The sequence below is a fragment of the Arhodomonas sp. KWT genome, assembly GCF_010993615.1.
This window is the reverse complement of the sequence record NZ_WNXE01000914.1, coordinates 1-675: the sequence shown is the minus strand read 5'-3', so window position 1 is coordinate 675 and position 675 is coordinate 1. Positions and strand designations below refer to the sequence as shown.

Sequence of the window (675 nt, the reverse complement as noted above, 5' to 3'; positions counted from 1 at the left end):
GGTCCCCATCTCCGGCTTGAGCACGCGGATGTCGTCCTCGTGCTCGCGCAGCATCCGGCTGATGGTGCTGTCCGGGTCGCGCAGGTCGCCGATCACCCGGGCACCGCCCACGCAGCTCTCCACGCAGGCGGGCAGCAGCCCCGCCTCCAGGCGGTGGACGCAGAAGGTGCACTTGTCGGCGGTGCGGGTCTCGTGGTTGATGAAACGCGCGTCGTAGGGGCAGGCCTGGACACAGTAGCCGCAGCCCACGCACCGCTCGTTGTCCACGACCACGATGCCGTCGCGGCGCTGGAAGGTGGCCTGCACCGGGCAGACCGGCACACACGGCGGCTCGTCGCAGTGATTGCACAGCCGCGGGAGCATGAAGCTGGCCACGCCGTCACCGTCGGACTCCGCCACCTCGTACTGGTGGACGATGGTGCGGAACTGCCCGATGGGGGGCTGGTTCTCCAGCGAGCAGCTCACCGTGCACGCCTGGCAGCCGATGCAGCGGCGCAGGTCGATCAGCATCGCGTAGCGGCGGTCCGGATCGCCGCCGCGGCGGGGCGGCTGCTCGTTGATCGCCGCCCGGGCCTCGCTGAGGGGGATCGTCGCCGCACCGGCGGTGAGCACCCCGGCCCGGCGCAGGAACTCGCGTCTGCTTGGGTCCATGATCACGCTCCGAAAGATGATGTC

The 675-nt window shown here is 70.5% G+C and carries 1 protein-coding gene; it reads right to left on the bottom strand.

All coding sequences use genetic code 11. From position 1 onward, the window contains the following. Positions 1-651, bottom strand: a 651-nt coding sequence (dsrO, locus tag G7A99_RS23260; protein ID WP_163144420.1) for a sulfate reduction electron transfer complex DsrMKJOP subunit DsrO, incomplete at its 3' end; no start/stop codon positions are given. Positions 652-675: the final 24 nt, after the last annotated feature.